We start from the raw sequence: 21,963 nt of genomic DNA, 5'->3' as shown, positions 1-21,963 counted from the left end.
TTTCCCCTGATTGTCCCGGCCGTGCGTCGAATCTCATTCGTCGCTGGTGATGCGACGGCGAAAGCGGTCGATGTGGTGTTTTGCATCGGCGATCGCGGCCTGGGCGTCGGGCCAGGCAAAGCCCATCTCCATCGCCGGAAACAGCACGCCGTCGATGGCGAGCGGGCTCAGATCGGCGCGGCGGATGCGGGCATGCCAAAGGCCTTTGCCAGCTTCGAACGATTCAATGTCAAAGCCGTCATACATGGTCGTCATTCGTAGTCCCCGTTTCTCATTGGAGAGTCAGAGGACCACGTTTCGGCGTTAGCGACTGTGAAGCCGTTCACACGCGGCGGCTTTTTTGCCCGGTTCCGTGCTTAGGTCCGCGCTGCGCCGCGCGCGGGCCGCCGGACAGGCCGCGCGGCGGGTTCCGCGGCGGCGCGCATGATCCAGCGCCGGAACGCCGCAAAATCGCGCTGCTCGGTCTGAAAGCTGCGATAGACCAAATACCAGCGCATGCCCTTGGGCACGGAGAGATCGAACGGCGCGACGAGCCGGCCGGCGGCGAGGTCGTCATCGATATAGGGGCGGATGCCCATGGCGATGCCGAGCCCGTCGCTGGCTGCCTGCAGCGCCTGGCCGTAGAACTCGAACTCCGGCCCGCGCGCGGTGAGGCGCGGAAGGCCGGCGGCCTTGAGCCAGATCGGCCAGTCATCCGGCGAATGCGCGACGCGGATCAGGCTCGGCGCCTTCAGGTCGGACGGCCTCTTCAGCGACGTGCCGAGCCGGGGCACGCAGACCGGCGTGAGATCGCCGGCGAATAGCGGCTCGGCGACGAGGCCCGGCCAGTCGCCGGTGCCGAGCTTGATGCCGCAACTCCAGTCCTCGCCGAACGGCACCGCCGCGCCGCCGGTGGTGAAGCGCACCTCGATGTCGGGCTCCTCGCTGCGAAACTCCGACAGCCGCGGGATCAGCCAGCGCATCGCAAAGGTGTGGCCGACGCCGATGGTCAGCACGCGCAGGCTGGACGCCGCCGTCACCTGTGCGGTGAGGCTTGCCAGCGCATCGAAGATCGGCGTCAGCCCACTCTGATAGGCGCGGCCGGCCTGCGTCAGCACCAGACGGTTGGCTTTGCGCTCGAACAGCGCCACGCCGAGCCGCTCTTCCAACAGATGCACCATGCGGCTGACGGCGGCCGCCGACACGTTCAGCTCGATGCCGGCCGAGGCAAAGCTGCCGGTGCGCGCCGCCGCCTCGAACGCCTTGATGCCGTTGAGAAAGAGCAGCCGCCGCACGGCCGTGGACCCTCAGGAAAACTGATGCCAGGGCAAGATAACTCAGTTTGCGCAGGCAGGACAAGCGCGGCACAAGAATGAGTATAATTCCAAGTTGCTTTCGAGATGCCTGCCGTTGTTCGCCTCTCCCCGCAAGCGGGGCGAGGGAGTGAAGCAGCTTCGCGTCCCTGACGTTGAGCCGTGCCGATCACAGGAGAATCCTTCGTGACGCCCATCATGATCGCTGCACTCGGATTGCTGATGGTCGCGACGGCATTCCTGTCGGGGCTGTTCGGCATGGCGGGCGGGCTGATCCTGATCGGCGTGCTGCTGGCGCTGATGCCGCTGCCGACCGCGATGGTGCTGCACGCGATCACGCAGATGGCCTCGAACGGCTGGCGTGCGGTGCTGTGGCGCGCGCATATCCGCTGGCGGCCGGTCGGGGTCTATTTGATCGGTTGCGCGCTTGCGCTCGGCGCCTGGTCGATCACGCGCTACGTGCCGGACAAGCCGGTCGCGCTGCTGCTGCTCGGCGTCACCCCGTTCATGGCGCGGCTGATGCCCGCGGGCATCAAGCCGAATCCCGACAGCATCTGGCAGGGCACATTCTACGGCTCGATCTGCATGGGGTTGATGCTGATGACCGGCGTGTCCGGTCCGCTGATGGACACCTTCTTCCTTGGCGGCAAGTTCGGTCGCCGTGAGATCGTGGCGACGAAGGCGACCTGCCAGGTCGCCAGCCACTTCACCAAGCTGATCTATTTTGGCGGCATCATCGACCAGGCGGCGACGCTCGATCCGGTGCTTGCCGGCGTCGCGATCGCCGCCTCCATGCTCGGCACCACGCTGGCGCGGCGCATCCTGGAAGCGATGAGCGACCAGCAATACCGCGTCTGGGCGACACGGCTGATCACCACCATCGCCTGCTACTACATCGCCTATGGAAGCTGGCTTCTGGTGCGCACGCCCGTGCTGGCGGCGTTCGACAAGGGAGGTTTGCAATGACCGATGAGGCCGATCCCCTGGTGCTCGATTTCGTCGAATGGGTCGCGCGCGAGCCGCGCGCCTATGCCGAGGTGATCGCGACTTGGAAGACGTCGTGCCCGCGCCTCACCATCTGGGAAGACGCCGCCGACCGCGGCTACGTCGCCCGCGAGACGCGCGCAGGCCTCGGCCTCACCATCGCCGTGACCACGGATGGCGAGAAGTTTTTGCGCACGCACGGGCGCTGATCTTCGCCAACACCAGACCTCGCATTTGAACCCAACCCCTCCAGGCCGCCACCAAGGGCCTGGAGGGCTGCAATGACACATCCGAAAGCCGTCAGGCTTCGCCTCGCCGCGATCTTTATCGGGGCCGCCGCGACGCTCTCGCTCCAGGCCGCCTGCGCGCTCGCCGCCGACACCACCGAGCGTCCCTTCAATCCACCGGTCGGCAGCCGCTGGGTCATCGAGACCGAAACCCGCACCGACGAGATGCGCGCGGAGGGCGGGGCGAGGAATTCCCTGATCAGGACGCGCGCCGAGCTCTCGATCGACGAGAAGGTCGCCGACGGCTTTCGCATCACCTATGTCCGCCGCGGCACCACGGCCGAGGGTAACGACCCGACGCTGCCTATGGTGCGATCTGCCGCGAAGGCGCTGGACGACGTCCCGATCAAGGCCACCACGGACCGGCAAGGCAAGCCGGTGCGCGTCGACAATCTCGACGAAGCCAGGGCCGCCCTGCGCGCCATGGCCGGCCGCATCACGGAGCAATTCAAGGACAAGCCGCAGCTCGTCACCGCGCTCAACCAGATCATGGCAGGCCTGATCGAGGCCGACGCCGTGAAGGCCGCGGCCAACTATCTGGAGGAGCTGCCGCAACTCGCCAAGGCGCAATCCACCGGGATGAAGCTGCACGAGGTCAGGCGCACGAGCGATGCTGTCGACAATCCGCTCGGCGGCGGCGCGATGAAATCCAACTCCAGCTTCGAGCTCACTGCGGCAGATAGCGCATCCGGCAAGCGCACCTACGTCAACACCACGGCCTACGATCCCGCGTCGCTGAAGGAGCTGATGCAGTCGCTCACCAGGAAGCTCATGGTGGCTGCCGGCAACAGCGTCACGCCGCAGGAGATCGACGGCATCGTCAAGCAGATGGTGCTCTCGCTCGACGCGCGCGCCGAGTTTTCGGTCGAGGATGGCATGACACGCAGGATCGCGGACACGACCGTCACCAAGGCAAGCGCGCGCGGCCGCAGCATGCAGAAGACGGAAAACAGGACGATCGTCGTGACCGCGGCGCCGTGAGATCGGCGGAGCCGGTCGAGCCCGGCGCGGATCCGCCACCACGTCGTCATTGCGAGCGCAAGGGAAGCAATCCACAATGCCGCCGCAGGCGCTCCTCGCGATGATGGAGCATTGGAGAAGCCATGTCGCTCAAACTGTTCGAACTCGTCGGCACCGATCCCGCGCGTCCCTTCAGCCCGTTCTGCTGGCGCACGCGGATGGCGCTGGCGCATAAGGGCCTGTCGGCCGAGTCGATCCCGTGGCGCTTCACCGAGAAGCAGGCAATCGCGCCGCATGGCTCGGAAAAAGTCCCGGTGCTGCTCGACCGCGACAAGCCGGTGGTCGATTCCTGGGCCATCGCAAACTATCTCGAGGACACCTATCCGGATCGTCCGTCGCTGTTCGGCGGCGAGGGCGGCCGCGCCATGGCGCGGATGCTGAACTGGTGGGGCGATCTCGCCATCGTCGGCGGCATCTTTCCGCTGATCATCGCGGACATCCCGAAGAACCTCGCCGCCGTCGACGCCAAGTATTTTCGCAGGACGCGCGAGGCGCGCTTTGGCAAGCCGCTCGAGGAGATCATGGCGAGCCGCGACACCGGCGTCGTCGCCTTCCGCAAATCGCTCGACGTGCTGCGCTTCACCCTGAAGGCGCAGCCCTGGCTCGGCGGGGCGCAGCCGAACTATGCCGACTACATCGTGTTCGGCGGTTTTCAGTGGGCGCGCGTGGTCAGCCCGTTCAGGCTGCTGGAGACGGACGACCCCGTCTACGCCTGGCGCGAGCGATTGCTCGATGCGTTCGACGGCATGGCAAGGACTTCCCCGGGGTTTGCGGTTTAGGAAGCCGCCCCGGCCGCCTTCCTTAGGCATTCCCGGCACAGGCAATCCTCAGCACCGGTTGGCATCGGCAGCTTTGCCGTTTCCTCCGCGCACCAGCAGTTTTTGGACAGCCCGCAGCCGAATTCGGTGCCGCAGCGGGAACAGACGACGCGCCGCGCGGTCGCCCCGGGCAACGGAAATTCTTTCGGTTTTGTCATGATTTGCGCCGAAGCTTCGCCGTGATCTTCATATCAGGTTCATCTCTTTGGTCGGTATATTATGCGCCGCACCGACGGCGCGGAAGCGCCAGCGCTCAAGGACACATTGATGGCCCGGGATTCGCAAGCCGCGCTCGTTGCGCTCAATCGGTTCGGCTTTGGCGCGCGCGGCGGAGCGTCCGGCGATTTCATCAACGCGGCCACCGATCCCCGCGGTTTCGTCAAGGCGGAACTGAGCCGGCCCAGTGGCGTGCTGCTGGAGGCGCCGGCCCTGCAATCGACGCCGCAGCTCGGCCAGGCCGTGTTCGAATACCAGGCGCAGGTCAAGCAGGCCCGCGAGGCCGCAGCGAAAGCGGGCGGGCCCGCGGAAGCGCAGCCCCAGCAAGTGCCCGCCGACCAGAAGCCCGACGCCAAGGCGCGCCGCAATTTGTCGCTCAACATGGCCGCCATGGACATCGCGGGCCAGCCGCCGGAGATGAAGGCGGCCGACAACGCGGCCAAGGCCGCCGAGAGCATGCAACCAAATGCGGCAGCGCCGCCGGTTGCGAAGCCGGCGCCGCAGCCGCTCAACGTCATCCAGAAGACGTTTCGCGCCGAGGCATTGGCGCGATTGCAGCGTGCCACGCTCGCCGATTGCGGCTTCACCGAGCGGCTGGTCGTGTTCTGGTCCAACCATTTCTGCATCTCGGCCGCCAAGGGCGAGCTGGCGCGGATGTGGGCGGGGTCGTTCGAGCGTGAGGCGATCAGGCCGCACGTGCTCGGGCGCTTCGCCGACATGCTGAAGGCGGTCGAGCAGCATCCGGCGATGCTGTTCTTCCTCGACAACCAGCAATCGCTCGGGCCGGATTCGCGCGCCGGCCAAAACCGCAAGCGCGGGCTGAACGAAAACCTCGCGCGCGAGATCATGGAGCTGCATACGCTCGGGGTCGGCGGCGGCTATACGCAGGAAGATGTCACCTCGCTCGCGCGCATCATCACGGGATGGACCTTTGCGGGCCGGCAGGGCCAGCTCGGGGTGCCCGGCTCCTTCGTGTTCAACAGCAACGCGCATCAGCCCGGTCCGCAGGTGCTGCTCGGCAAGACCTATGAGGCGACCGGCGTTGCGCAGGGCGAGGCGGCGCTCGCCGATATCGCGCGCCATCCATCGACAGCCAGCTTCATCGCCACGAAATTCGTGCGCCACTTCGTGGCCGACGATCCGCCACTTGGGTTGGTGGCGCGGCTGCGCGACGTCTTCGTCAAGACCGACGGCGACCTCAAGGCGTTTGCGACCGCGCTCGTCGATGCCGACGAGGCCTGGAAGGCGCCGCTGACCAAGATGCGCTCACCTTACGAATTCCTGGTCGCGAGCGGACGGCTGCTTGCGCGCGTGCCAGAGGATCCGGGCGGCTATCTCAACAATCTCAATCTGCTGGGACAGCCGCTATGGGCGCCGCCGGGCCCGAACGGATTCCCCGACACCAACGCGGCCTGGACCGCGCCCGAAGGCATGAAGCTGAGGCTCGACGTTGCCGCGCAAATGGGCGCGCGTCTTGGCAACAACATCGATCCGCTCGATCTCTTGGAATTCGCGGCGTCGGACGCGGCCTCGGTCGAGACGCGCAGAACCATCGAGCGCGCGGAATCGCGCCAGCAGGCGCTGGCGCTCTTGCTGATGTCGCCGGAACTACAGAGGAGATGACGATGGATTGCGTCGAGAACCGGCTCCTCACCTCGCGTCGCGCGCTGCTGCTCGGCGGCGCCTCCTTCGCGGCCTGGGCCTATTTGCCGAAATTCGCGCGTGCTGCCGACGGGCGCGATCCGCGGCTCGTCGTCGTGATCCTGCGCGGTGCGCTCGACGGTCTTGCAACCGTCGCGCCGATCGGAGACCCCGACTATGCCGGCTTGCACGGCTCGATCGCGCTGAGCGCGGACGGGCCGCGCGCCGCCTTGATGCTCGATCAGTTCTTCGCGCTGCATCCGGCGATGCCGGAATTTGCGCGCATGTATCGCGACAAGCATGCCGCAATCGTTCATGCCGTGTCGACGCCGTATCGCGACCGCTCGCATTTCGATGGCCAGGACGTGCTGGAGAGCGGCTACGCCGGGCCGGGCCGGGTGCAATCCGGCTGGCTCAACCGCGCGCTGGAAGCCCTGCCGCGCGGCGAGCGCGTGTCGAGCGGGCTCGCGGTCGGTCCGACCACGCCGCTGGTGCTGCGTGGCGCCGCACCCACCGTCGGCTGGGCGCCGGTCGCATTGCCGCAGGCCGACGACGACACCGCGATGCGGCTCGTCGATCTCTACCGCCACCGCGATCCCGCGCTGGCCTCCGCGCTCACGCAGGGCCTGCAGCTCGAGAAGGCGGCCAGCGGCGACGACATGAAGCCGAAGCCGGGCAATGCGGTCGCGCAGATGCGGCTGGTGGCGCGCGGCGCTGCAAAGCTGATGGCAGCCGACGACGGCCCGCGCATCGCCGCGCTCGCCTTCGACGGGTGGGATACGCATGCCAATGAAGGCGGCCCGGTCGGGCGGCTGGCCTTCCTGCTCGGCGGCCTCGACGGTGCGCTCGCCGAATTCGAAAGCGGCCTTGGGGATCGCTGGCGCAACACCGTGGTCGTGGTCGCAACCGAGTTCGGCCGCACCGCGCGCATCAACGGCACCGACGGCACCGATCACGGCACCGGCACCATCGCGCTGCTCGCCGGCGGCGCGGTGAAGGGCGGCCGGGTGATCTCGGACTGGCCGGGCCTGAAGCCGGCCAATCTCTACGAAGGCCGTGACCTCAAGCCGACCACGGACTTGCGCGCCGTGATCAAGGGCGTGCTGCAGGACCAGTTCGGGCTCTCGGATCGCGTGCTGGCGGAGACCGTGTTTCCGGACAGCGCCGCCGCGCGCCCGATGAAGGGGCTGGTTATCTAACTCACGAGCGCCTCATTCCGGGGCGCGCGTTAGCGCGAGCCCGGAATCCATCCCTCCGCCGACTCTGTGGCAAAATGGATTCCGGGCCTGCGCCTTGCGGCGCATCCCGGAATGACGAAGTATCTGGCGAGAGCATCAGGAGACCATCTTCATGTACATCGCCATGAACCGCTTCCGCGTCGCCAAGGGGTCGGAGGCTGCCTTCGAGCAGGTCTGGATGTCGCGCGACACCCATCTGGACAAGGTGCCGGGCTTCGTCGAGTTTCATCTGCTCAAAGGACCGGAGCTCGAGGACCACACGCTCTACGCCTCGCACACCGTGTGGGCAAACCACGCCGCGTTCGAGGCCTGGACCAAGTCCGAGGCGTTCCGCGCGGCGCATGCCCGCGCCGGCGACAACAAGCCGCTTTATCTCGGCCATCCGCAGTTCGAGGGGTTTGAGGTCAAGCAGACGGTCGGGCGCGGCGCGAAATAGCGCGCATCAGCCTTTGGTGATCTTGTCGATCTCGGCCATGTCCTCGGCCGTCAGTTTCCACGCGATTGCACCCACGTTCTGCTCGATCTGCTCGGGACGGGTGGCTCCCGCGATCACGCTCGACACTTGCGGGCGCGCGGCGAGCCAGGAGAAGGCGAGTTCGAGCATCGAGTGCCCGCGCGCCTGCGCAAAGGCCCCGAGCTTCTCGACCATGTCCTCATTGCGCGCGGTGACGTAGCGGTCGCGCAGCGCCGGCGCCTTGGCAAAACGCGTATCCGAGGGCGCCGCCGCGCCGCGCTGGTACTTGCCGGTCAGAAGGCCGCTCGCCAGCGGGAAGAACGGCAGCAGGCCGAGCTTGTATTCCTGCGCCGCGGGCAACAGGTCCTTCTCGATGTCGCGCACCACGAGACTGTATTCGTCCTGACAGGAGACGAAGCGGCTGACGTTCATCCCGCGTGCCAGATATTCGGCTTCCGCGATCCGCCAGGCCGGGAAATTCGAGTTGCCGATGTAACGGACCTTGCCCTGGGTGACGAGGTCGTCGAGTGCGCGCAGCGTCTCCTCCATCGGCGTCAGCGGGTCGTAGTCGTGCTGCTGGTAGAGATCGATCCAGTCGGTCTTCAGCCGCTTCAGGCTCGCTTCCACCGCGTTCATGATGTAGCGCCGCGACGCACCCTGCTTGGTACCGTCGGTCGCCATCGGCTTTGAATATTTGGTGGCGAGCACGATGTCCTTGCGCCGGTCGCCCAGCACGGTGCCGAGCACCGTCTCCGAGCCGCCCATGCCCGCATAGATGTCGGCGGTGTCGAACAGCGTAATGCCGAGATCGATGGCGCGGTGGATCACCTTGCGCGAGGTCTCGAGATCGGTGCGCTGGCCAAAATTGTTGCAGCCAAGGCCGACGGCCGAGACGCACAGCCCGGAGGCGCCGAGATTGCGAGTTTCCATGGGAGATCCTGACGGAAGGAGCGAGTGCAGGAGCCCATTGTGACGGCGGCGCGCTGCACCAGCAAGGCGCTGCCTGCGCCTCTGCCATGCGCGCAAAAAAATGCGGTCCCGGCCAGACGCGGCGACTGACGGGGACCGCCTTGGGGCGCTTGATCGGTGACGGGGGGCCTGATCAGACGCAAGCGGGAGCCTAGTCCCGCTATGTTACGCCGCGGTGACAGCACAACTTATCCACAGGCCCGGCGATCAGAACAGCTTGCGGTAGACGATGAAGCCGGAGCGCTCCGCCACCTTGTCGTACAGGCTCTGTGCGGTGCGGTTGGTCTCATGGGTCTGCCAGTAGACGCGCGAGGCGCCGGCCGCCTTGGCGCGCTCATAGACGCCGTAGATCAGCGCGGAAGCGACGCCCTTGCCGCGCGCGCCTTCCGCCGTGAACAGGTCCTGGAGATAGCAGGACGGTTCGATCGCCGTCGTGCTGCGATGGTAGAGGTAGTGCGTCAGCCCGAGCAGCTTGCCGTCGCTGTCGGCGACCAGCGCATGCACGGGTTCATAGGCGTCGAAGAAGCGCTGCCAGGTCATGCGCGTGATCTCGGGCGCAAGCGCGGTCGGGCCCGAGCGGCCGTAGAAGGCGTTGTAGCCGTCGAACAGCTGATACCATTGGTCGTAGTCCTGCCGGGTGACGGCGCGAATGGTGAGCGACATATCGAGATTCCACGATCCCAGAGGAGGCGAGGCGCGAGTCCAAGCGGGATACCTTCATACGGGACGATGGCTGTGCCGATCAACTATGCGCTATTCCGCGACGCGCAGATACCGGATCAGCTTGCGCTCGGCGGGATCGCGCAGCGAGCGATAATACTCCGCGCGCGTGGCTTCGTCGGTGTGGCGCACGAGGTCGGTCACCGGCGTGTAGCTCAGCATGCGTCCGCCGTCGGGCAAGGCCGTGCAACTGAAGCGCAGCACCTGGCCGTCCGCGAGGTTGATGTTGATCGGCGTGGCGTCGCCGCTTCTCACCATCTCCATGCGCTGGGCGATGAAGGCGCTCAATTCGTCCTCGGGCAGCTCGAAGGCGCCGGTGTCGCGGCCGTGATACATCAGCGCGATGAAAGGCGGCCGGCTGTCGGCCTTCTCGTCGGGCAGCGAGAAATAGTCGCGGAACGCGCGGTTGATGAACTCCGCGCGCGTCTCGCTATCGAGCAGCACGATGCCGATGTCGACCTGGTCGAGCGCGGCCGACAGTCGCGCGGCCGTGGCATGATGCCTGCGTTCCCAGGCAAACGCATCGAGCAGGCGCTTGCGCATCAGCCCGGTGATCCCCGCGGTGCCGGCCGCGGTCATTGCCAGCAATCCGAGCCGCACCAAATCGCCCGCGGCGTAGCCGGGAATGCCGCGATGACCGAGGAAGAACAGCGCCGAGCCGATCACTGCGATGGCCGCGCTGACCATGCCGGATGCGAACCCGGAGAGTGAGCCGGCAAAGGCGACGATGCAGACGAACAGCGGAGCCGGTGAGGGGACGGGAAGAAAGCGGTCGAGCAGGATCGCCAGCAGCGCGGTCGCTGCCGTCAGCGCCGGACCACAGATCGCTCGCCATCCGAGCTGCATGGTCACTCCCTGGACGAGGTGGGGGCGAAAGAGTGACTGACGTTTGCGAAGTTGGGATGGAGTTTCGCAGCCAATGCTTAAGGCGCGGCTGAGGTGGCGCGAAAAGCTTTCCGATGATTTTAGCTCAAGTCATCGCGCGTTTGACCGAGCGCGGCCGGTAGGCTCAGGCGATCACCTGCATGTGCACGACGGGGAAGTGCAACGTCGAGGTGCCCACGCTCTTGCGGGTGCCGGCGAGCATCAGCACCGCGACCAGGATGGCTGCGGTCAGCGTCAGTGCAACGAGGATGACCGGTGTTCTCATCGACGTCCTGTCGCGATATCGGTCAGCGCGTATCCTCATGGGGCGCTCAAGAGTGTGATCGGGAATGAGGCTGCGTCAGTGCAGCACCATCGCCATGGTCGCCTTGGTCGACAGCACGGTGAGGCTGACGCTCAGGCACAGCGACAGTGCGGCGATTGCCAGCGAGGCCGCGACGGCGTTGGTCAGCCGGGACGAGGCGGCGGGTACCATTCGGCTCTGAAAGCCCGTCGTGCCGGACTCCCGAATCATGGCGTAAATCCTTCAGCACGCGAGCGAATCACCCGCGACGCCAACAACTGTCACAATTTCAACCGGCAATATTGGGGCGGCCGCCTCGCCGAATATGGCGAGATCGCGGCAAAGATTACCGTTGTGCCCGCTATTTAGGCGCCCGCCGCGATACTGGCAGGGTTGTCGATGTCGACCGGCCGCCAATCCATCGCAACGAAGCCGGGGGTCTGCTCGACCCGTCTCAGCCAGGCCCGGATCGCCGGGAAGGTCGAGAGGTCGAAGTCGCAGCGGTCGGCGAGATGGGTGTAACCGTAGAGCGCGATGTCGGCGACCGTGAGCTGGCGCGCCGCAAAGTACTCGCAGGTCTTGAGGTGGTTTTCCATCACCTGGAGCGCGCCGTAGCCGCGCTCCATCCAGTCTTCCAGCGCGTGGGTCTGAAGGTCGCGGCCGCCCTTGACCAGCGACAGCCAGAAATAGGCGGCGCCGATGTTCGGCTCGAGCGCGTGCTGCTCGAAGAACATCCATTGCAGCGCCTCGGCGCGGTCGATGCGTTGCTCGGGCGCGAGCGGCGTGCCGCCGGCAACGTACCAGAGGATGGCGTTGGACTCGGCAAGGTAGCGACCGTCGCCGACCTCGAGCAGCGGCACCTGGCCGGACGGATTCTTCGCCAGAAAGTCCGGCGTGCGACTCTCGCCGCGCAGAATGTCGATCTCGATCGCCTGATAGGGAACGTTCAGCAGCGCCAGCGCAAGGCGGACCTTGTAGCTGTTGCCGGAGCGTTGCATCGAATAGAGCTTGTACATTCTTGGGGTTCGAGTCCTGACGAAGTTGCGGACCTGTCGTCCCGCAACGCGGCTAAACAATGATGCCGATGCGAATCTGCCGCAAGGCCCGGGCGCTAGAAAAACTCGAAAACTCTACTGCACTGCAAACGTGCGAAAAATCATTTCAACACAACCGAACAAGTCGGATCACGCTTGCGCGACATTCCAAATCACAATCGTTCGCGCACGGGCTCATGTCGCATGATTCCTGCGTCCTGCGAAAGGTAGCTATGGCTCCGATCAACGTCGCGCGATCGAGCTGGCCGCTCGGCAGACGCGGGCTGGTCACCGGCTTGGTGCTCGGAGCAATATCCTCGGTGCAATGTCGGATGAGGGACGTGCCTCACCGCCTGTCCGAATGGCTTGCCGGATATGAGCCATTTTGCGGCGAAATTTTATGAATCTTGCGCGAATTCAGGGCTCGGACCCTGTTTGTCACGTAAACTTCTGCGGCAAATGAGGAAGTTTCTTGCGGTGCAGCGGCACCCGTCCTAGGGTGCTTCCATTCCCACAATCAGAGTCGTGACCAACAATGGATTCACGACGCTTGTCAGGAGATGACGATGTCCTTCCTTGCCGCTGCGCTCGACCGTGTGAAGCCGTCCGCGACCATCGCGGTCACGGATAAAGCACGCGCGCTGAAAGCGGCGGGGCGCAACGTCATCGGCCTCGGCGCCGGCGAACCCGACTTCGACACACCTGCCAACATCAAGCAGGCCGCGATCGCCGCCATCGAAGCCGGCAAGACCAAGTACACCGCGGTCGACGGCATTCCCGAGCTGAAGGAAGCGATCATCGCGAAATATCAGCGCGAGAACGGTCTGGCCTACAAGCCGAACCAGATCATCGTCGGCACCGGCGGCAAGCAGGTGCTCTACAATGCGCTGATGGCGACCATCAATCCGGGCGACGAGGTGATCATCCCGGCGCCCTACTGGGTCAGCTATCCCGAGATGGTGGCGCTCGCCGGCGGCGAGCCGGTGTCGGTGGTCTGCACCGCCGCGTCTGGCTTCAAGCTGCAGCCGGACGCGCTGGAGCGCGCGATCACGCCGAAGACCAAATGGGTGATCCTGTGCTCGCCGTCGAACCCGACCGGCGCGGCCTATACGAAGGCCGAGCTGAAGGCGCTCACCGACGTGCTGGTCAAGCACCCGCATGTCTGGGTGATGACCGACGACATGTACGAGCATCTCGTCTACGACGACTTCCAGTTCACCACCGTCGCGCAGGTCGAGCCGAGACTGTATGACCGCACGCTCACCGTGAACGGCGTGTCGAAGGCCTATTGCATGACCGGCTGGCGCATCGGCTATGCCGGTGGTCCGGCGCAGCTCATCAAGGCGATGGCGACCATCCAGTCGCAGTCGACCTCGAACCCGTGCTCGATCGCGCAGTGGGCGTCGGTGGAAGCGCTGAACGGCCCGCAGAGCTTCATCCCCGCCAACAACAAGGTGTTCAAGGAGCGCCGCGACCTCGTCGTCTCCATGCTCAACCAGGCCAAGGGCATCGAATGCCCGCGTCCCGAGGGTGCGTTCTACGTCTACCCGTCCTGCGCCGGCACGATCGGCAAGAAAGCGCCGTCGGGCAATGTGATCGGAAACGACGAGCAGTTCGTTACGGAGCTCCTGGAAACCGAAGGCGTCGCCGTGGTGCAGGGCTCGGCCTTCGGCCTCGGCCCGGCGTTCCGCATCTCCTATGCGACCAAGACTTCGGATCTCGAAGATGCCTGCAAGCGCATCCAGCGCTTCTGCGGTAATCTGCGATAATCCCGACGGCAGTTGACGAAAAGGCCCGCTTCGCGCGGGCCTTTTTTATGGTCGCTGTCAATCTGGAACCGCGGGGGATGTTGTGGCATAGACGTTTCGCGCGCCGCTTGCGCGGCGCTCGCTCCTCGCCTGCATCATATTCCGGAGACCTCCCATGCGCCGCTCATTCGCCCTCGCCGGGCTCGTTGCCGCCAGCCTCGTTGCGTCCATCGCTGCGGCCGGCGCGCAGCAGCGAATGGTGCGGGTCGGCGTACTCGAATGCCGCGGCGGCGCCAGCATCGGCTTCGTCGTGGGCTCGGTGACCCATCTCGGCTGCGTGCTGCGCGCCGACGGCTTGCCGGAGGACCGCTACGTCGCAACGATCCGTAAAGTGGGTCTCGACATCGGCATCACCCAGGAAACCGCGCTCGCCTGGGGCGTGTTCGCGCCGGTGGACCGGCTCGGGCCGGGCGACCTTGCCGGCAACTACGCCGGCGCGCAGGGCAGCGCGTCGATCGGCGTCGGTCTCGGCGGCAACGTGCTGGTCGGCGGCTCGAACAATTCGATCGCGCTCCAGCCGCTCAGCGTGCAGGGCCAGGTCGGGTTCAATATCGCCGCCGGCCTGGAGAGCCTGGAACTGCGTCCGGGCCGTTAACAAATTTTCGTGTCGATCGAATAGTCGGGTCGGACAGTTAGCTGACGCGGTTCTATCGACGACGCACCGCAGCGACGTTTCGCGCTTGCCAAAACTTTCGGACCGGCAGAGCATCGCTCTGCCGACCCAATCACGGGCCGAGCTCCACATGAAGGAGGCGGCGAATGGGACAAGACGTCAGAAGTCCCCGCGGTCCACGGTGCATCGCGCTGGTGGGCCCTTTCCAAAGCGGTAAAACCACTCTTCTCGAAGCAATACTGGCGCGAACGGGCGCAATCCCGCGCGCCGGCAGCGTCGACGCCGGTACCTCGGTGGGCGACGCCAGTCCCGAGGCCCGTCATCACAAGATGACCGTCGGCCTCACTGCTGCCACCACGAGTTTCATGGGCGACAGCTACACGTTCCTGGACTGTCCGGGCTCCGTCGAGTTCGCCCACGACATGCGCGCCGCGCTACCTGCGGTCGATGCTGCGGTCGTGGTCTGCGAGGCCGACGAGAAGAAGCTGCCGCAGCTTCAGATCATCCTGCGCGAGCTGGAGGAGATGAAGATCCCGCGTTTCCTGTTCCTCAACAAGATCGATCGCGCCAACAAGCGCATCCGCGAGACGCTCGCGACGCTGCAGCCGGCCTCGCGCGTGCCGCTGGTGCTGCGGCAGATCCCGATCTGGAAGGACGAGCTGATCGAGGGCTTCGTCGACCTCGCGCTGGAGCGCGCTTTCATCTATCGCGAGCACAAGGCATCCGAAGTGGTCGCGCTCGAAGGCGGCAATCTCGATCGTGAGAAGGAAGCCCGCTTCTCGATGCTGGAGAAGCTCGCCGATCACGACGATGCGCTGATGGAGCAGCTGCTCGAAGATATCCAGCCGCCGCGCGACGCCGTGTTCGACGATCTCGCGCGCGAACTGCGCGAAGGCCTGATCTGTCCGGTGCTGCTGGGTGCGGCCGCGCGCGAGAACGGCGTGCTGCGCCTGATGAAGGCGTTGCGTCACGAGGCGCCGGGCATTGCGGAGACCGCCCAGCGTCTCGGTGCGCCCGAGAGCAAGGACGCGCTCGGCTACGTCTTCAAGACCCTGCATTCGCAGCATGGTGGAAAACTGTCGCTGACCCGGCTGCTCGCCGGCCATCTCGACGACGGCGCCACGTTGCAGTCATCCTCGGGTGGCGCAAGCCGCGTCTCCGGCATCCTTGCCGTCAGCGGCGCCTATGACAGCAAGCGTCCGTCGGCGGAAGCCGGCGACACAGTTGCGCTGGGCAAGCTCGATCCGATCAAGACCGGTGACACGCTCTCCAACAGCAAGACCCAGCCGGCGGCGCTGATCGCGGTCGAGGCGACCTCGCCGGTGCTGGCGACCTCGGTCGCGGCGAACGATCGCAAGGACGACGTCAAGCTCGGCCAGGCGCTGGCCCGGCTGCACGAGGAAGATCCCTCGCTCGTCGTCGTGCAGAATGCCCAGACCCACGACACCGTGCTGTGGGGACAGGGCGAGATGCATTTGCGCGTTGCAAGCGAACGTCTGCGCGACCGCTTCGGCGTCAGCGTGAAGTCGCATGCGCCCGGGATCGGCTATCAGGAGACCATCCGCAAGCCGATCACCCAGCGCGGCCGGCACAAGAAGCAGTCCGGCGGCCACGGTCAGTTCGGTGACGTGGTGCTCGACATCAAGCCGCTGCCGCGCGGCGACGGCTTCAAATTCGCCGAGAAGGTGGTCGGCGGCGCGGTGCCGCGCAACTACATTCCCGCGGTGGAAGAAGGCGTCGTCGACGGGCTGACGCGCGGTCCGCTCGGTTTCCCCGTCACCGATTTGCAGGTGACGCTGACCGACGGCTCCTATCACAGCGTCGACTCCTCCGATCTCGCCTTCCGCACGGCTGCGCGGATCGGACTCAATGAGGGCCTGCCGCAGTGCCAGCCGGTGCTGCTGGAGCCGATCTATGTCGTCGAGATCGTCTGTCCGACCGATGCCACCGCCAAGATCAACGCGATCCTGTCGGCGCGGCGCGGGCAGATTCTCGGCTTCGACACCCGCGACGGCTGGAGCGGCTGGGACTCCGTCCGCGCCATGATGCCGGAGGCCGAGATCGGCGAACTGATCGTGGAGTTGCGTTCGGCAACTGCAGGCGCCGGCAGCTTCACGCGTCAGTTCGACCACATGGCCGAGGTGACCGGGCGCGCCGCCGACCAGATCATCGCCGCGCATCGCGACGCGGCGTGAGACATGCCATCGCCCCGGAGGGGCCGTTCAACGGTCCCTCCGGCCTTCCACCTCTCGCTCCGATGGCGCGATGACCCACGCTTGACAGGACGGCACCGAGGATATTCATCGTCCTGGCCGGGCAGCGCGACGCATGTCTTCGGCGCCGGGATGACGGGGGAGGTTGCTGTGCCGTATCGATACGCCGAGCACGATCGTGCCTAAAGCTCCTGCTGCCTGCTTGATCGGATGGCCGGCCGCGCATTCGCGTTCGCCGTTGATCCATCATTATTGGCTGCGCACGCTCGGCATCGCGGGCGGTTATGTGATCGAGGCAGTCCCTCCGGACGATTTGCGCGACTTCGTGCTGCGGCTGTCGCTGCGCGGCTTCGTCGGCGCCAACGTCACCATCCCGCACAAGGTGGACGTGCTCGCGCTCTCGACGCCCGACGAGCGCGCCAAGGCAATCGGCGCCGCCAACACGTTGTGGTTTGCCAATGGCGAGCTGCGCTCGACAAATACCGACGTCGAAGGCTTCATCAACAATCTCGACGCCAGTGCGCCCGGCTGGGACAGGTGCGAAGAGGCGCTGGTGCTGGGGGCGGGCGGTTCCTCGCGCGCCGTCGTGTTCGGCCTCCTGGAGCGCGGCATCAGCCGCGTTCATCTCGCCAACCGCACCGTCGCGCGCGCCGAGGCGCTGGCGCAGGAGTTTGGGCCGCGCGTGCTCGCCATCGATTGGCGCGCGACCAACGACGTGCTGTCGCGCGCAAAACTGCTGGTGAATACGACCTCACTCGGCATGCACGGCCAGCCTGCGCTGGAGGTCGACGTGACGCGATTGCCGCAAGATGCCGTCGTCGCCGATCTCGTCTATGTCCCCCTGGTCACGGCGCTGCTCGCGGCAGCCCAGGCGCGCGGCCTGAAAACCGCCGACGGGCTCGGCATGCTCCTGCACCAGGCGGTGCGCGGTTTCGAACTGTGGTTCGGCGAGCGGCCGGAAGTCACGGCGGAACTGCGCGCGCTGGTCGAGGCCGATCTCACAAAGTCTTGAGAGAATAGCGGGCGATATCCGGGGTCTTGCTGTCGTGGGACAATCGGAGAGTATTCATGCCCGTTCAACGTACGACATTCGCGCGTCCGCTCGTCGCTGTTGCGATGGTGGCCTTGTCTTCCCTCTATGCGCTCGCGCAGCAACCGCCGACGCGCGTGCGCGGCACGATCGAAAGCGTCGATGGCGATCTCTTGGCCGTCAAGTCACGCAGCGGTGAGAACGTCAAGCTGCATGTCACGCCCGACATTCGCGTCGCCGGCGTCACCAGGATCGCGCTGGCCGACATCAAGGTCGGCTCCTTCATCGGTACCACGACGGTGCCCGGACCGGACGGCGGGCAGAACGCGGTCGAGGTTCACGTGTTCCCCGAGACCATGCGCGGCACCGGCGAGGGCTCGCGCCCCTACGATCTGCGTCCGAATTCCAGCATGACCAACGCCACGGTCGCCGAGAGTGTTGTCGGCAATGACGGCCACACGCTGCTCGTCAAGTACAAGGACGGCGAGAAGAAGGTGTTCGTCTCGGCCGACACCCCTGTTGTCACTTACGTGCCCGGCGAAAAATCCGACCTGAAAGCCGGCGCCAAGATCATCGCCTTCATCAAGGCCTTGCCGGACGGCTCGTTCGAGACCAGCCGCGTCAGCGTCGGCCGCGACGGCCTGACGCCGCCGATGTGAAACGTTCCCGCGCTCGTCGCAACCGCCATGGAGGGATAAGGCCGTGCCGAAACCGATTATCCGGATGCCACGCTTGTTCTTGGCCTTGTTCTTGGCCTCGCTTGCCGTCCTCTCGCTCTACGCCGCAGTCGCTACAGCCCAGCAAGCGCCGACGGTCCGCATCCGCGGCACCATCGAGACCGTCGACGGCAATATGCTCGGCATCAAGACCCGCGAAGGCACCGACATGCAGGTCCGCATGACCGACAACGTCGCCGTCTTCGCTGTCATCAAGACGGAACTCTCGGAGATCAAGCAAGGATCCTATATCGGCGTGACCGGCATGCCTGAGCCCGACGGGACTCAGCGTGCCATCGCCGTGCACATCTTCCCCGAGAACCAGCGGGGTGCCGCCGAAGGTTTTCGCCCCTGGGACGCGCGCGCGAACTCGACCATGACCAATGCGACGGTCGCCGAGACGGTCAAGGGCACTGACGGTCAGAACATCCTGCTCAAATACAAGGACGGCGAGAAGAAAGTCGTGGTGCCGCCGGAGACGCCGATCGTCACCTTTGTCGCCAGCGACCGGAGTGAAGTGAAGCCGGGCGCCAAGCTGATCATTTTTGGCGCGGCGAAGAAGGAGGACGGCTCGCTGGAGGCTGGCCGCGTCAATGTCGGCCGCGATGGCGTGACGCCGCCGATGTGAGGTCGCGGCAAGCGGTGGAGTTGTAGGGTGGGTTAGGCGAAGCCGTAACCCACCATGCTTCCGCAAATGCGGATCGAAGTTGGTGGGTTACGCTCTTCGGACTGCGCTTCGCGCAGCCGCAGAGCTAACCCACCCTACGGCACATCACACCGCGATGATGTGATCGTCGATCTCGTCCACTCTGTTGACGCCGCACAGGCCCATCGTCGTCAACAGCTCCTTCTGGATGATGTCGATCGCCTTGGCGACGCCGGCCTGGCCGCCGGCGCCCAGGCCATAGGCATAGGCGCGGCCGATCATGCAGGACTTTGCGCCGAGTGCGAGCGCGCGGGCCACGTCCTGGCCGGAGCGGATGCCGCCGTCGAACATGATCTCCATCTTGGAGCCGACCGCATCGGCGATTTCAGGCAGCACCTCGATCGAGGACGGCGCGCCGTCGAGCTGGCGGCCGCCATGGTTGGAGACGACCAGCGCCTGCGCGCCGGTCTTGGCGGCTTCCTCGGCGTCCTCGACGTCCAAGATGCCCTTGATGACGAGCTTGCCCGGCCAGATGCTGCGGACCCACTCGACGTCCTTCCAGTTCAAGGTGGTGTCGAACTGCGACGCCGTCCATTCCGCAAGCCGGTTGAGATCCTCGGTGTTCTTCACGTGGCCGGCGATGTTGCCGAAGGTGCGGCGCTTGCCGCGCAGCACGCCGGAAACCCAGGCCGGCTTGGTCGCGAAGTCGATCAGCTTTGACAGCGTCCATTCCGGCGGCACCGACATGCCGTTCTTGATGTCGGCGTGGCGCTGGCCGATCACCTGCAAATCGACCGTCAGCACCATTGCGCTGCATTTGGCGGCGATCGCGCGCTGGATCAATTCCTTGATGAAGCCGCGGTCCTTCATCACGTAGAGCTGGAACCAGAACGGCTTCTCGACATTGGCGGCGATGTCCTCGATCGAGCAGATCGACATCGTCGACTGCGTGAACGGGATGCCGGCGGCCTGCGCGGCGCGGCAGGCGTGGATCTCGCCGTCGCCATGCTGCATGCCCAACAGCCCGACAGGCGCGAGGATCAGAGGCATGGTCGAGGGCTCGCCGAGGATCGTCGTCGAGGTGTCGCGCTTGGAGACGTCGACGAGGATGCGCTGGCGAAACTTGATGTGCTGAAGATCCTCGCGGTTGGCGCGCAGCGTCTCCTCGGCATAGGAGCCGCGATCGCAATAGTCGAAGAACGCCTTCGGCACGCGCCGCTTGTGCAATTCACGCAGGTCTTCAATGCAGGTGATATGCTTCATCAACGTTCCCCGGCCCGTCCTTGCATCGGATGATTTCATGGTCATCTAGCATGGTTGGATGCGCAGCCAAATCGTTTGCAGGGAGGCGGTGATGACCAGACCGCACGTCTTGCCGAAATCGGACGACAGCACCGAGAAGCGCCAGTTGGACGAAGCCCTCGAGGAAGGGCTGGAGGAGACCTTCCCGGCCTCCGATCCCGTCAACGTCACCCAGCCGCCGCCAAGCCGGGCCGACCAACACGTGAAGCGCAAGGGCTAGGGCTCCGGTTCCATCCTTCCGCTTCCAAGGGTCTGGAATTTCAATGTTAACAAGAGGTTACCGGTCCGGTCCGGGCCCGGTTCCGTAATGATTCATCATATTTTTTGAAGCCAAGTTAGCCGCGGAAGCATTATAAGACCCTCAGCAAATCAGGGGATGGTGGAGCTTTCCTGGGCATCCGCCAGTTGTAGAGTGGGGATCCCTGGTTCTCGCTTGGGGGACCTTATGAGTCGCAAATATTTCGGTACGGACGGGATTCGAGGCCGCGCCAACGGACTGATCACGCCTGAGCTCGCGCTCAAGGTCGGCCAGGCGGCCGGTCTTGCGTTTCAGCGCGGCGATCATCGCCACCGGGTGGTGATCGGCAAGGACACCCGTCTGTCCGGCTACATGATCGAATATGCGATGGTCGCCGGCTTCACCTCGGTCGGCATGGACGTGCTCCTGGTCGGCCCGATGCCGACGCCGGCGGTCGCGATGCTGACCAAGTCGATGCGCGCCGACCTCGGCGTGATGATCTCGGCTTCGCACAATCTGTTCGAGGACAACGGCATCAAGCTGTTCGGCCCGCAGGGCTTCAAGCTTTCGGATGACGTCGAGAAGCAGATCGAGCAACTGCTCGACGAATCCCTCGACAAGCGGCTCGCGCAGAGTGCGAGCCTGGGCCGCGCCCGCCGTATCGACGGCGTGCACGACCGCTACATCGAATTCGCCAAGCGGACGCTGCCGCGCGACCTGTCGCTCGACGGCCTGCGCGTCGTAGTCGATTGCGCCAATGGCGCGGCCTACAAGGTGGTGCCGGAAGCGCTGTGGGAATTGGGCGCCGACGTGATCCCGATCGGCGTCGAGCCCGACGGCTTCAACATCAACAAGGAATGCGGCTCGACCTCACCGGAAGCGCTGTCGAAGAAGGTGCGCGAGATGCGCGCCGATATCGGCATTGCGCTCGACGGTGACGCCGATCGCGTCATCCTGGTCGACGAGCGCGGCCACATCGTCGACGGCGACCAGTTGCTGGCGGTGATCGCGCAGAGCTGGAAGGAAGACGGTCGGCTGTCGCGGCCCGGCATCGTCGCGACCGTGATGTCCAATCTCGGGCTTGAGCGCTTCCTGAAAGGGCAGGGGCTCGATCTCGTGCGCACGCCGGTCGGCGACCGCTACGTGCTCGAGCAGATGTTGAGCGGCGGCTACAATCTCGGCGGCGAGCAGTCCGGCCACATCATCCTGTCCGACTACGCAACGACCGGCGACGGCTTCGTCGCCGCGCTGCAGGTGCTGGCGGTGGTGCAGAAGCTGCGCCGTCCGGTCTCCGAGGTCTGCCACCGCTTCGATCCGCTGCCGCAGATCCTCAAGAACGTCCGCTACAAGAGCGGCAAGCCGCTCGACGACACCGACGTCAAGTCGGCGATCTCGGACGGCGAGAAGCGCCTCAACGGCCACGGCCGCCTCCTGATCCGCTCCTCCGGCACCGAGCCCGTGATCCGCGTGATGGGCGAGGGCGAGGACCGCATCCTGGTCGAGGAAGTCGTCGACACCATCGTCTCGGCGCTCGGTCAGGCGGCGGCCTAAGCGCA

The 21,963-nt window shown here is 65.6% G+C and carries 25 protein-coding genes; 15 read left to right on the top strand and 10 right to left on the bottom strand.

The window, feature by feature from the left end; all coding sequences use genetic code 11:
• Positions 1 to 33: 33 nt before the first annotated feature.
• Together KUF59_RS36520 and KUF59_RS36515 are read right to left on the bottom strand one after the other, a co-directional pair.
• Complete coding sequence (locus KUF59_RS36520) at positions 34 to 255, bottom strand: hypothetical protein (RefSeq protein ID WP_212462278.1); 222 nt, start codon at positions 253 to 255, stop codon at positions 34 to 36.
• Positions 256 to 356: 101 nt separating this feature from the next.
• Positions 357 to 1,274: a LysR substrate-binding domain-containing protein gene (locus KUF59_RS36515; RefSeq protein ID WP_212462277.1), complete on the bottom strand. Its 918-nt coding sequence runs from the start codon at positions 1,272 to 1,274 to the stop codon at positions 357 to 359.
• 204 nt (positions 1,275 to 1,478) lie between these two features.
• On the opposite strand from KUF59_RS36515, the gene KUF59_RS36510 reads away from it, so the two are divergent.
• The 4 genes from KUF59_RS36510 to KUF59_RS36495 all read left to right on the top strand — a co-directional run bounded on the left by KUF59_RS36510 (position 1,479) and on the right by KUF59_RS36495 (position 4,362).
• Positions 1,479 to 2,258 (top strand): sulfite exporter TauE/SafE family protein, encoded by a 780-nt coding sequence (locus tag KUF59_RS36510; protein ID WP_258767841.1) that lies wholly within the window; start codon positions 1,479 to 1,481, stop codon positions 2,256 to 2,258.
• Positions 2,255 to 2,485: a hypothetical protein gene (locus tag KUF59_RS36505; protein WP_212462275.1), complete on the top strand. Its 231-nt coding sequence runs from the start codon at positions 2,255 to 2,257 to the stop codon at positions 2,483 to 2,485. Before KUF59_RS36510 ends, KUF59_RS36505 begins: the two co-directional genes overlap by 4 nt.
• A gap of 72 nt (positions 2,486 to 2,557) precedes the next feature.
• The gene (locus tag KUF59_RS36500; RefSeq protein ID WP_258767840.1) at positions 2,558 to 3,544 is read left to right on the top strand and encodes a hypothetical protein; all 987 of its coding nucleotides are present in this window, start codon (positions 2,558 to 2,560) and stop codon (positions 3,542 to 3,544) included.
• Between the two features lie 122 nt (positions 3,545 to 3,666).
• Positions 3,667 to 4,362, top strand: a complete 696-nt coding sequence (locus KUF59_RS36495) for a glutathione S-transferase family protein (protein WP_258767838.1) — start codon at positions 3,667 to 3,669, stop codon at positions 4,360 to 4,362.
• On the opposite strand, the gene KUF59_RS36490 is transcribed toward KUF59_RS36495, so the two are convergent.
• Positions 4,359 to 4,559, bottom strand: coding sequence for a cysteine-rich CWC family protein (locus tag KUF59_RS36490; RefSeq protein ID WP_258767837.1), 201 nt, complete (start codon positions 4,557 to 4,559; stop codon positions 4,359 to 4,361). The genes KUF59_RS36495 and KUF59_RS36490 overlap by 4 nt on opposite strands.
• Before the next feature lie 109 nt (positions 4,560 to 4,668).
• Here KUF59_RS36490 and KUF59_RS36485 point away from each other — a divergent pair, with 109 nt between their 5' ends.
• From KUF59_RS36485 to hmuQ, 3 genes are all read left to right on the top strand, one after another.
• On the top strand, positions 4,669 to 6,240 hold the full coding sequence (locus KUF59_RS36485; protein ID WP_258767836.1) for a DUF1800 domain-containing protein: 1,572 nt from the start codon (positions 4,669 to 4,671) through the stop codon (positions 6,238 to 6,240).
• Positions 6,237 to 7,457, top strand: coding sequence for a DUF1501 domain-containing protein (locus KUF59_RS36480; protein WP_258767835.1), 1,221 nt, complete (start codon positions 6,237 to 6,239; stop codon positions 7,455 to 7,457). Before KUF59_RS36485 ends, KUF59_RS36480 begins: the two co-directional genes overlap by 4 nt.
• 151 nt (positions 7,458 to 7,608) lie before the next feature.
• Positions 7,609 to 7,932 (top strand): heme-degrading protein HmuQ, encoded by a 324-nt coding sequence (hmuQ, locus tag KUF59_RS36475; RefSeq protein WP_212462270.1) that lies wholly within the window; start codon positions 7,609 to 7,611, stop codon positions 7,930 to 7,932.
• Positions 7,933 to 7,938: 6 nt separating this feature from the next.
• Here the strand turns inward: hmuQ and KUF59_RS36470 are convergent, their stop codons facing one another.
• The 6 genes from KUF59_RS36470 to KUF59_RS36445 form a co-directional block, all read right to left on the bottom strand.
• On the bottom strand, positions 7,939 to 8,880 hold the full coding sequence (locus KUF59_RS36470; protein WP_258767834.1) for an aldo/keto reductase: 942 nt from the start codon (positions 8,878 to 8,880) through the stop codon (positions 7,939 to 7,941).
• A gap of 246 nt (positions 8,881 to 9,126) precedes the next feature.
• Entirely contained in the window at positions 9,127 to 9,582 is a 456-nt protein-coding gene (locus tag KUF59_RS36465; RefSeq protein WP_258767833.1) for a GNAT family N-acetyltransferase, read from the bottom strand.
• Between the two features lie 90 nt (positions 9,583 to 9,672).
• Entirely contained in the window at positions 9,673 to 10,485 is an 813-nt protein-coding gene (locus KUF59_RS36460) for a PAS domain-containing protein (RefSeq protein WP_212462267.1), read from the bottom strand.
• Positions 10,486 to 10,648: 163 nt separating this feature from the next.
• Positions 10,649 to 10,789, bottom strand: a complete 141-nt coding sequence (locus KUF59_RS36455) for a hypothetical protein (RefSeq protein WP_212462266.1) — start codon at positions 10,787 to 10,789, stop codon at positions 10,649 to 10,651.
• 75 nt (positions 10,790 to 10,864) lie between these two features.
• Positions 10,865 to 11,038, bottom strand: coding sequence for a hypothetical protein (locus KUF59_RS36450; RefSeq protein ID WP_212462265.1), 174 nt, complete (start codon positions 11,036 to 11,038; stop codon positions 10,865 to 10,867).
• 134 nt (positions 11,039 to 11,172) lie between these two features.
• The gene (locus KUF59_RS36445; RefSeq protein ID WP_212462264.1) at positions 11,173 to 11,823 is read right to left on the bottom strand and encodes a glutathione S-transferase family protein; all 651 of its coding nucleotides are present in this window, start codon (positions 11,821 to 11,823) and stop codon (positions 11,173 to 11,175) included.
• Positions 11,824 to 12,407: 584 nt separating this feature from the next.
• Here KUF59_RS36445 and KUF59_RS36440 point away from each other — a divergent pair.
• From KUF59_RS36440 to KUF59_RS36415, 6 genes are all read left to right on the top strand, one after another.
• Positions 12,408 to 13,610 (top strand): pyridoxal phosphate-dependent aminotransferase, encoded by a 1,203-nt coding sequence (locus KUF59_RS36440; RefSeq protein ID WP_212462263.1) that lies wholly within the window; start codon positions 12,408 to 12,410, stop codon positions 13,608 to 13,610.
• A gap of 154 nt (positions 13,611 to 13,764) precedes the next feature.
• Complete coding sequence (locus tag KUF59_RS36435; RefSeq protein WP_212462262.1) at positions 13,765 to 14,244, top strand: DUF992 domain-containing protein; 480 nt, start codon at positions 13,765 to 13,767, stop codon at positions 14,242 to 14,244.
• A gap of 164 nt (positions 14,245 to 14,408) precedes the next feature.
• A complete protein-coding gene (locus KUF59_RS36430) occupies positions 14,409 to 16,457 on the top strand; it encodes an elongation factor G (RefSeq protein WP_212462261.1) in 2,049 nt (682 codons plus the stop codon).
• 196 nt (positions 16,458 to 16,653) lie between these two features.
• Entirely contained in the window at positions 16,654 to 17,487 is an 834-nt protein-coding gene (locus KUF59_RS36425; protein WP_212462260.1) for a shikimate dehydrogenase, read from the top strand.
• A 56-nt stretch (positions 17,488 to 17,543) separates the two neighbouring features.
• A complete protein-coding gene (locus KUF59_RS36420) occupies positions 17,544 to 18,164 on the top strand; it encodes a hypothetical protein (RefSeq protein ID WP_212462259.1) in 621 nt (206 codons plus the stop codon).
• A 64-nt stretch (positions 18,165 to 18,228) separates the two neighbouring features.
• Positions 18,229 to 18,849: a single stranded DNA-binding domain-containing protein gene (locus KUF59_RS36415; protein ID WP_212462346.1), complete on the top strand. Its 621-nt coding sequence runs from the start codon at positions 18,229 to 18,231 to the stop codon at positions 18,847 to 18,849.
• Between the two features lie 144 nt (positions 18,850 to 18,993).
• Here KUF59_RS36415 and KUF59_RS36410 read toward each other — a convergent pair whose 3' ends face one another.
• Entirely contained in the window at positions 18,994 to 20,130 is a 1,137-nt protein-coding gene (locus KUF59_RS36410) for an alpha-hydroxy acid oxidase (protein WP_212462258.1), read from the bottom strand.
• Positions 20,131 to 20,221: 91 nt separating this feature from the next.
• On the opposite strand from KUF59_RS36410, the gene KUF59_RS36405 reads away from it, so the two are divergent.
• Together KUF59_RS36405 and glmM are read left to right on the top strand one after the other, a co-directional pair.
• Complete coding sequence (locus tag KUF59_RS36405; RefSeq protein ID WP_258767832.1) at positions 20,222 to 20,389, top strand: hypothetical protein; 168 nt, start codon at positions 20,222 to 20,224, stop codon at positions 20,387 to 20,389.
• Positions 20,390 to 20,614: 225 nt separating this feature from the next.
• On the top strand, positions 20,615 to 21,958 hold the full coding sequence (gene glmM / locus KUF59_RS36400; RefSeq protein WP_212462256.1) for a phosphoglucosamine mutase: 1,344 nt from the start codon (positions 20,615 to 20,617) through the stop codon (positions 21,956 to 21,958).
• Positions 21,959 to 21,963 lie beyond the last annotated feature (5 nt).

The sequence above is a fragment of the Bradyrhizobium arachidis genome (assembly GCF_024758505.1).
In the GTDB taxonomy this organism is placed as follows: domain Bacteria; phylum Pseudomonadota; class Alphaproteobacteria; order Rhizobiales; family Xanthobacteraceae; genus Bradyrhizobium; species Bradyrhizobium manausense_C.
The sequence above is the reverse complement of the archived record's forward strand: the minus strand, read 5'-3'. Positions and strand labels throughout refer to the sequence as shown.

What these genes read in the sequence shown, in the direction of transcription:
- KUF59_RS36485 (WP_258767836.1), top strand. Translation starts at nt 4,669, where the DNA reads ATGGCCCGGGATTCGCAAGCCGCGCTCGTTGCGCTCAATCGGTTCGGC.
- KUF59_RS36420 (WP_212462259.1), top strand. Translation starts at nt 17,544, where the DNA reads ATGCCCGTTCAACGTACGACATTCGCGCGTCCGCTCGTCGCTGTTGCG.
- KUF59_RS36405 (WP_258767832.1), top strand. Translation starts at nt 20,222, where the DNA reads ATGACCAGACCGCACGTCTTGCCGAAATCGGACGACAGCACCGAGAAG.
- KUF59_RS36430 (WP_212462261.1), top strand. Translation starts at nt 14,409, where the DNA reads ATGGGACAAGACGTCAGAAGTCCCCGCGGTCCACGGTGCATCGCGCTG.
- KUF59_RS36465 (WP_258767833.1), bottom strand. Translation starts at nt 9,582, where the DNA reads ATGTCGCTCACCATTCGCGCCGTCACCCGGCAGGACTACGACCAATGG.
- KUF59_RS36410 (WP_212462258.1), bottom strand. Translation starts at nt 20,130, where the DNA reads ATGAAGCATATCACCTGCATTGAAGACCTGCGTGAATTGCACAAGCGG.
- KUF59_RS36445 (WP_212462264.1), bottom strand. Translation starts at nt 11,823, where the DNA reads ATGTACAAGCTCTATTCGATGCAACGCTCCGGCAACAGCTACAAGGTC.
- KUF59_RS36500 (WP_258767840.1), top strand. Translation starts at nt 2,558, where the DNA reads ATGACACATCCGAAAGCCGTCAGGCTTCGCCTCGCCGCGATCTTTATC.
- glmM (WP_212462256.1), top strand. Translation starts at nt 20,615, where the DNA reads ATGAGTCGCAAATATTTCGGTACGGACGGGATTCGAGGCCGCGCCAAC.
- KUF59_RS36450 (WP_212462265.1), bottom strand. Translation starts at nt 11,038, where the DNA reads ATGATTCGGGAGTCCGGCACGACGGGCTTTCAGAGCCGAATGGTACCC.
- KUF59_RS36490 (WP_258767837.1), bottom strand. Translation starts at nt 4,559, where the DNA reads ATGACAAAACCGAAAGAATTTCCGTTGCCCGGGGCGACCGCGCGGCGC.
- hmuQ (WP_212462270.1), top strand. Translation starts at nt 7,609, where the DNA reads ATGTACATCGCCATGAACCGCTTCCGCGTCGCCAAGGGGTCGGAGGCT.
- KUF59_RS36440 (WP_212462263.1), top strand. Translation starts at nt 12,408, where the DNA reads ATGTCCTTCCTTGCCGCTGCGCTCGACCGTGTGAAGCCGTCCGCGACC.
- KUF59_RS36415 (WP_212462346.1), top strand. Translation starts at nt 18,229, where the DNA reads ATGCCACGCTTGTTCTTGGCCTTGTTCTTGGCCTCGCTTGCCGTCCTC.
- KUF59_RS36480 (WP_258767835.1), top strand. Translation starts at nt 6,237, where the DNA reads ATGACGATGGATTGCGTCGAGAACCGGCTCCTCACCTCGCGTCGCGCG.
- KUF59_RS36495 (WP_258767838.1), top strand. Translation starts at nt 3,667, where the DNA reads ATGTCGCTCAAACTGTTCGAACTCGTCGGCACCGATCCCGCGCGTCCC.
- KUF59_RS36455 (WP_212462266.1), bottom strand. Translation starts at nt 10,789, where the DNA reads ATGAGAACACCGGTCATCCTCGTTGCACTGACGCTGACCGCAGCCATC.
- KUF59_RS36460 (WP_212462267.1), bottom strand. Translation starts at nt 10,485, where the DNA reads ATGCAGCTCGGATGGCGAGCGATCTGTGGTCCGGCGCTGACGGCAGCG.
- KUF59_RS36505 (WP_212462275.1), top strand. Translation starts at nt 2,255, where the DNA reads ATGACCGATGAGGCCGATCCCCTGGTGCTCGATTTCGTCGAATGGGTC.
- KUF59_RS36435 (WP_212462262.1), top strand. Translation starts at nt 13,765, where the DNA reads ATGCGCCGCTCATTCGCCCTCGCCGGGCTCGTTGCCGCCAGCCTCGTT.
- KUF59_RS36470 (WP_258767834.1), bottom strand. Translation starts at nt 8,880, where the DNA reads ATGGAAACTCGCAATCTCGGCGCCTCCGGGCTGTGCGTCTCGGCCGTC.
- KUF59_RS36520 (WP_212462278.1), bottom strand. Translation starts at nt 255, where the DNA reads ATGACGACCATGTATGACGGCTTTGACATTGAATCGTTCGAAGCTGGC.